Annotated in this window: 6 protein-coding genes; 4 read left to right on the top strand and 2 right to left on the bottom strand. The window is 52.8% G+C overall.

The annotated features are described in order from the left end of the window. The first annotated feature begins 622 nt into the window (after positions 1-622). From ACR0J8_RS23870 to terL, 3 genes are read left to right on the top strand one after another with little or no spacing between them, the layout of a single operon-like run. A complete protein-coding gene (locus ACR0J8_RS23870; protein ID WP_171188238.1) occupies positions 623-2002 on the top strand; it encodes a site-specific DNA-methyltransferase in 1380 nt (459 codons plus the stop codon). Further along, positions 1995-2381, top strand: a complete 387-nt coding sequence (locus ACR0J8_RS23865) for a DUF5681 domain-containing protein (RefSeq protein WP_171188236.1) — start codon at positions 1995-1997, stop codon at positions 2379-2381. Before ACR0J8_RS23870 ends, ACR0J8_RS23865 begins: the two co-directional genes overlap by 8 nt. After that, complete coding sequence (terL, locus tag ACR0J8_RS23860; protein ID WP_480892774.1) at positions 2374-3825, top strand: phage terminase large subunit; 1452 nt, start codon at positions 2374-2376, stop codon at positions 3823-3825. Before ACR0J8_RS23865 ends, terL begins: the two co-directional genes overlap by 8 nt. A gap of 171 nt (positions 3826-3996) precedes the next feature. On the opposite strand, the gene ACR0J8_RS23855 is transcribed toward terL, so the two are convergent. Both ACR0J8_RS23855 and ACR0J8_RS23850 read right to left on the bottom strand, forming a co-directional pair. Next, the gene (locus ACR0J8_RS23855) at positions 3997-4941 is read right to left on the bottom strand and encodes an aldo/keto reductase (RefSeq protein WP_480892771.1); all 945 of its coding nucleotides are present in this window, start codon (positions 4939-4941) and stop codon (positions 3997-3999) included. Between the two features lie 252 nt (positions 4942-5193). Then, on the bottom strand, positions 5194-5412 hold the full coding sequence (locus ACR0J8_RS23850) for a hypothetical protein (protein WP_170429673.1): 219 nt from the start codon (positions 5410-5412) through the stop codon (positions 5194-5196). Between the two features lie 211 nt (positions 5413-5623). Here ACR0J8_RS23850 and ACR0J8_RS23845 point away from each other — a divergent pair, with 211 nt between their 5' ends. Then, on the top strand, positions 5624-6124 hold the full coding sequence (locus ACR0J8_RS23845; RefSeq protein WP_480892770.1) for a Dps family protein: 501 nt from the start codon (positions 5624-5626) through the stop codon (positions 6122-6124). The last annotated feature ends 101 nt before the right edge of the window (positions 6125-6225 follow it).

The following is a 6225-nucleotide window of genomic DNA, read 5'->3' as shown; positions in this document are numbered from 1 at the left end:
ACGCATCTTCATCCGAATACCGCTTCCGAGCCATCCATCATCCCTTCCGTGACACCAAAATAGTGGCACAGTTTTACGGGGCTAAGACAGTTCTGCGCTTTCAATAGAAATGCACAGATGGTGGTAGATATTCGACACAGTGTGAGTAGACAAACTTATTGACGTCGATTTGCACGAACCGAGTGAAATTTGCACGCTTATGGGTAATTCGCATGTTCTGATGAACTGGCTGTGCAGGCAGTTTGCGGCTATCTAGTCTCGCCAATTTTCTCTGCTAACTGGGAATTAACAGGGAAAACGTTCAGTTTTCGACCCAATTTCGATGTCAGGCCGTGAATTCGTTCAATTAAACCAGTGCGTAAACGTGAATTTCCCTAAACTTGGTAGCAGGGAATTTTTCCGGTCTAGCAGGGAAAAGAAGACCGCGAACAGGGAATTTCACCGACTGAGCAAGGAACAATCCAAAACCACCTAACTCCACTAGCTCAAGCTACCCCGGCTAGGTAATTATTTAGTGGTTGCATAGGCGCAGTTGCACTGTATGTTGTAGTGACCAGATCAAGGAAACTTCAACTGGCCACCGAAAGGCTGGCTGTAACAGTAACCTTGATTGGGGGATCCCATGACAGATAAACTCAAACAGGGACCTGACAGCAATTCAAACTCCGTTTGCAAAACACATTCGTCTCGACCAGAAATCCCGAAAGTAGAGCTGCTGCCGACATCGGACTTGCGTCCCTATCACCGCAATCCGAGAAGGCACAGCAAACATCAGATCCGGCAAATTGCATCGAGCATTGAGGAGTTCGATTTCATCGTCCCAATAGTTGTGGATTCTGAGTGCTGCATCATTGCTGGGCACGGGCGGTTTGAAGCCGCGAAATTGCTTGGGTTGAAATCAGTGCCCGTCATACGAGCAGAGCATTTGTCCCAGACTCAAGTGCGGGCCTATCGCCTTGCGGACAACAAAATCGCTGAGAACGCCACATGGGATAATGATCTTCTCAGAATTGAGTTGACCGGTATCCTTGATCTGGACGTCGATTTTGATCTTGAACTGACTGGCTTTGATATCGGCGAGATCGACATTCACCTTGGGATCAATGACGTCGAAGAGTGCGAAACGGTCCCAGCACCAGAGCACGACCGGCCGGCAACAAGCCGTCTCGGTGACCTGTGGGTCGTCGGGGATCACCGCCTCAAGTGCGGTGACGCGCTTGACCCAGATAGCTTCGTCTCTCTGATGGCCGGCCAAAAGGCGCAGATGATCTTCACTGATCCTCCCTACAATGTTCCGATTGGTGGCCACGTTTCCGGACTTGGAAAAACCAGGCACCGAGAGTTCGCCATGGCATCGGGCGAGATGACCAAAGTTGAGTTCACCCAGTTTCTAAGAGCGTCGTTCGAACAGCTGCTCGCCCATGCTTGTGAAACCGCCATTCACTACATTTGCATGGATTGGCGCCACATGGGCGAGGTGCTTGACGCGTCCGAAGGTGTCTTTCACGAACTGAAGAACCTGTGCGTCTGGGGCAAAACCAATGCCGGCATGGGTTCCTTCTATCGGTCACAGCATGAGCTGGTCTTCGTGTTGAAATCCGGAACAGGATCTCACATCAACAACTTTGGCCTTGGCGAACGGGGGCGTCACCGCTCCAACCTTTGGACCTATGCCGGTGCCAATACGTTCCACGCTGACCGGGGTGCTGACTTGGCGGCACATCCGACGGTCAAACCTATTGCGATGGTCCGAGATGCCATCTTCGATTGTTCCCAGCGGGGTGGCATCGTCCTCGATCCCTTCGCCGGGGCGGGGACGACACTCATCGCGGCGGCGCGTGCGGGCCGGCGTGGATACGGCATCGAGATTGATCCGCACTATGCCGATCTGATCCTGCGCCGGTTGGAAACGGAAACAGGCGAGACGGCCGTGCATACGAATACCGGTTTGTCGTTCGCGGAGATGGCAAGGAAACGCGTGGGAGGCTTGGCCGATGTCTGACAAGGATTATGAGGTCGGGCACGGACGTCCGCCCAAGCACACGCAATTCAAAAAGGGGCAGTCGGGCAACCCGAAGGGACGCAAAAAGGGTGCCCGCGGTCTCAAAACCGATCTCCGTGCAGAATTGAACGAGCGTGTCGAGGTTAAGGAGCAGGGGAAGGTGGTCAGAATGACCAAGCAGCAGTTGATGGTCAAACAGTTTGCCGCAAAAGCGATCAAGGGTGATGTTCGCGCCATCAGTAAGCTGGTGGATGTGGCGATGGACTTGTTAGGGCCGGACGACGAGCCGGGCAAAAATACGGTTGCGCTGCCAGCAGACGATCAGGCTATCATCAATGAGTTTCTGAGCCGTCAGGTGAAGGATGCACCAGATGAGTAGCCAGCAAGACGTGCTGGACGCGATCCTGCGAACCGACTTTGCATCCTTCGTCGCCAGAGTGTTCGCGGAGATCTCCGGTGGCGATATCTTTCTTGCCAACTGGCACGTAAATGCCATCGCGTGGCAGCTGGAGCGGATCAAGCGTGGGGACAACACGCGCCTGATCGTGACCATGCCGCCGCGCTATCTCAAGTCTATTGCAATCTCAGTTGCCTGGCCGGCATGGAGGTTGGGACATGATCCTCAACTGCGCCTTGTTTGCGTTAGTTATTCCAGCGATTTGGCCGCCAAACACGCCAATGATTGCCGATCAGTAATGCAGACCGATTGGTATCAGCGGATCTTTCCAAAAGCACGACTGCAAAAGGGTGGCATGGCTGAAATGGACTTCCGCACCACGCAGGGCGGTGGGCGATTGTCTACCTCTGTTGGCGGTACGCTCACCGGGCGGGGTGGGGATATCATCATCATTGATGACCCAATCAAGCCTGACGACGCGCATTCTGAGACGACACGCAAAAACGTACTGACGTGGTACAGCAACACGCTGGTCTCGCGCCTCAACAACAAACAGACTGGTTCCATGGTGCTGGTCATGCAGCGCTTGCATGAAGAAGACTTGGCCGGGCATTTGCTGCAGGCGGGTGGATGGGAGCATCTCTCTTTGCCTGCGATTGCCGAAGACGACATGTCGATCCAGGTGGGTCCCAATCAATTCCATCTTTTCCGGCAAGACACGGCATTGCATCCCGAGCGAGAAAACCTCGCAAAACTGCAGGACCTGAAAAAGACTATGGGGACTGCGACATTCTCAGCCCAATATCAACAAGATCCCGTTCCGACCGAGGGATTGCACGTAAAAAAGGAATGGTTCCGATACTATCCGGAACAACCCCAGAAGCTTCCAGGCGATCTGATCGTTCAAAGCTGGGATACAGCGACCAAGGAAGGTGTATTCAATGACTTCTCAGTTTGCGTGACAGCGCTCGTGAGAGGGCGTGAGGTCTTTCTATTGGATGTAATCCGAGAAAAGCTTGCGTTTCCGAAGCTCAAGAAGCGCGTGATCGCTCACGCCCAAAAACACGCATCAGATGTTCTCTTGATCGAGGACGCCGCCAGTGGCGCCTCTCTCATCCAAGTGCTAAAGGACGAAAAACCACGAGGCGTGCCGCAACCGATCAAGATCAAACCAGAGGCAGACAAAATTACTCGCTTTGCTGCGCAATCTACCCGAATTGAGAATAGCGAGCTACTTTTGCCCAAAGATGCAGTTTGGCTTGGCGAGTTCGAACGAGAGCTTCTGGGTTTCCCAAATCTGAGACATGACGATCAGGTTGATGCCCTCACGCAGCTGCTCGCGTGGCGTCGGCCGCCGAATTCGCGCGGACCATACATCCCAGGAAGCATTCCGGGCATCCTCGGACCGGGCGTGGTCGAGGGCTGATAGTATTGGGACCTTATGTCGGTGTGGGTGTTCGCGAAGTAAATTGAATGGTTGTCGTCAAACCTAGACTGCTATTCGTCCCTAAGCAGTCATCTGACAGAAAGACTCAGATGACTGCCTTGAGCCCAAAGCGGTCAATTGGCAGAACAGTATCCTTTCCGAAAATCGACTCTAAGCCTCAGGATTCTCCGAAGAACTCCCGAGCTCAGCGAGATCCTCCCAAACGCCTTCAGGGATGGACCACTCTGCCCATTCCATTGCCTGTTGAACATGCTGAGGCCATGTCACTCCGCAAATCGTCGAAGTGATTTCGTCGTTTTTCAACGAGTATTGCAACGCGACCGCCCCGACTGGGACATCGTAGCGCCCGCATACCTCTTCAACAGCACGTATTGGCGCAAGCCTTTCATCATCTGCCGGTCGATAGACATAAAAGCGATGGATCGCGCTGCCTCGGGCAAGTGCACCTCCGGAATAAGGTGCTGCGTTCAATATCGAAACGCCACGTGATTTCGCGAGTTTTATTAGAGGTGCCGCGTTATCGTTCACCAGCGTATGCCTGTTGTGTGTCAGGACCACGTCAAAATCCCAACTCTCCAAAATTGGCATAATCAAGTCGATACGTCCCGCCGCGATTCCGACCGCCTTTGCAAGACCTTCCTGCTTGATACGGAACAACTCTTCAATCGCGCCACCCCGTCCTTTAACCTCAGATAGGTCATTTGCATATTCGACATCATGGACGTGGAGTATATCAACGCTGTCGACGCTTAGGGCCGTAAGACTTTCCTCGAATGATCTACGTGCCTGAGAAGCATCAAAAGCACCGGTTTCCATGTCCCGGTCGATTTTGGTGGAAAGCACTCGCCCGTCCGGCCAACCACCAAGCTCACGAATGACTTTTCCTATGCGCTCTTCACTTCGTCCCATGGCGTAGCAACGGGATGTGTCCAGGAACGCATTTGGCTGCGAAAGAATTGCCCGAATTGTATCAATCGCGCGGTCTTCCTCAACTTCATACCCATAGATTTCCGGGATACTTCCCAACCCCGTCGATCCAAACCCGATGCGAGGGACCCGTATACCTGTCTTACCAATTTCGCTTAGCTCCGCCATGCCAACCTCCCAATTGGTTCCGGACATTCACAGATGTTGCGCGAGTAGTTTATTGAAAACAAGTCAGGCTTGTCGCTGGAGTTACTCTCTGGTCTCAACGCAATCGTTCAAGCCTCAAATTCACCAAGCTTTTTCGCGAATGGTAGAAGTGTCCACAATGCAGACATTCACTGAATTCTGCTTAACAGCCAGCTGAGCGCGGCACTGCGAAACGTCTCGGGGCTTTAGTCGAATGCTCTATGGATGTTCTTGTCACTCGTCCACAACACGAAACTCACCAGAAGGCGCGTCAGTTGGTGGTTCTTCAAACTCATTGGAAATCAGACCACGACGGATGAGTTCTCGAATGGCGGCCGCTCTGGATGGCAGTCTGTTCTCGAACCGCCAATCATCTATGGCTTTAAGCTCTTCGAGGTCGAGCATCAGTTGCAGTTTTTCCGTGCGTTTTGGCGGTCGATTTGGATCAGACACTGGCATGACCTCAGTAGCTTACGTCAGTTACTCCAAGCATGTATGCCAATGGGCCTGCGTGTCTACATCAATCTTGGCATGTTGTGCCGGATACCCAGGATCATGAAGCGCCCCATGATGTGTCGGATACCTATATTAAGTATATGATTTTATTTGAAATTTTATGAAACACTCTTAGGTGTTACTCCACAAGCAACGAAACGGAGTGAAAATGATACAGCAAGTCTTGAAGTCTGAAGTTCAGGAAGAAACCAACGACACAGGCATCGACAAAAACGCCTGGATCGCCAACGCGGTGACGGAAGTACTGGCCGATACCATGGTCCTGATGGTGAAAACGCAAGGCACACATTGGAACGTCGTGGGCCCACTCTTCCTGCCGATCCATGAACTGACTGAGCGTCAGTATCGCGACCTGTTTGAAGCTGCGGATGATTTGGCCGAGCGTGTGCGCGCTCTGGGTCAGGTGGCCCCGATTTCGTTCACGGACATGGTTAGCCAAGCCAAGGTGACCGAAGAAGAAACGGTCAAAGACGCGGAGGGCATGATCAAGCAATTGGTTACTGACCACGAAGCGATTGCCCGGAACCTGCGTGAGACCGCCGCGACCGCCGCCCGTTATGGCGATGGAGCTACAGAGGATCTGATGAACGCGAGGATGGCGAAGCATGAGGAAGCGGTCTGGATGCTCAAGGCAATTATTGCGGCCTAATGGATGGCTCCCTGTCTAGCCCCCTCGTTCGGCACCACTAAATTGAGGTTTCTCTAATAAGGTTTCAGGCACAGGTGGGCGCATGTTCAGAGCATGATGTG

The sequence above is a fragment of the Ruegeria sp. N11 genome (assembly GCF_056531525.1).
This window is presented reverse-complemented; position numbering and strand designations above follow the sequence as displayed.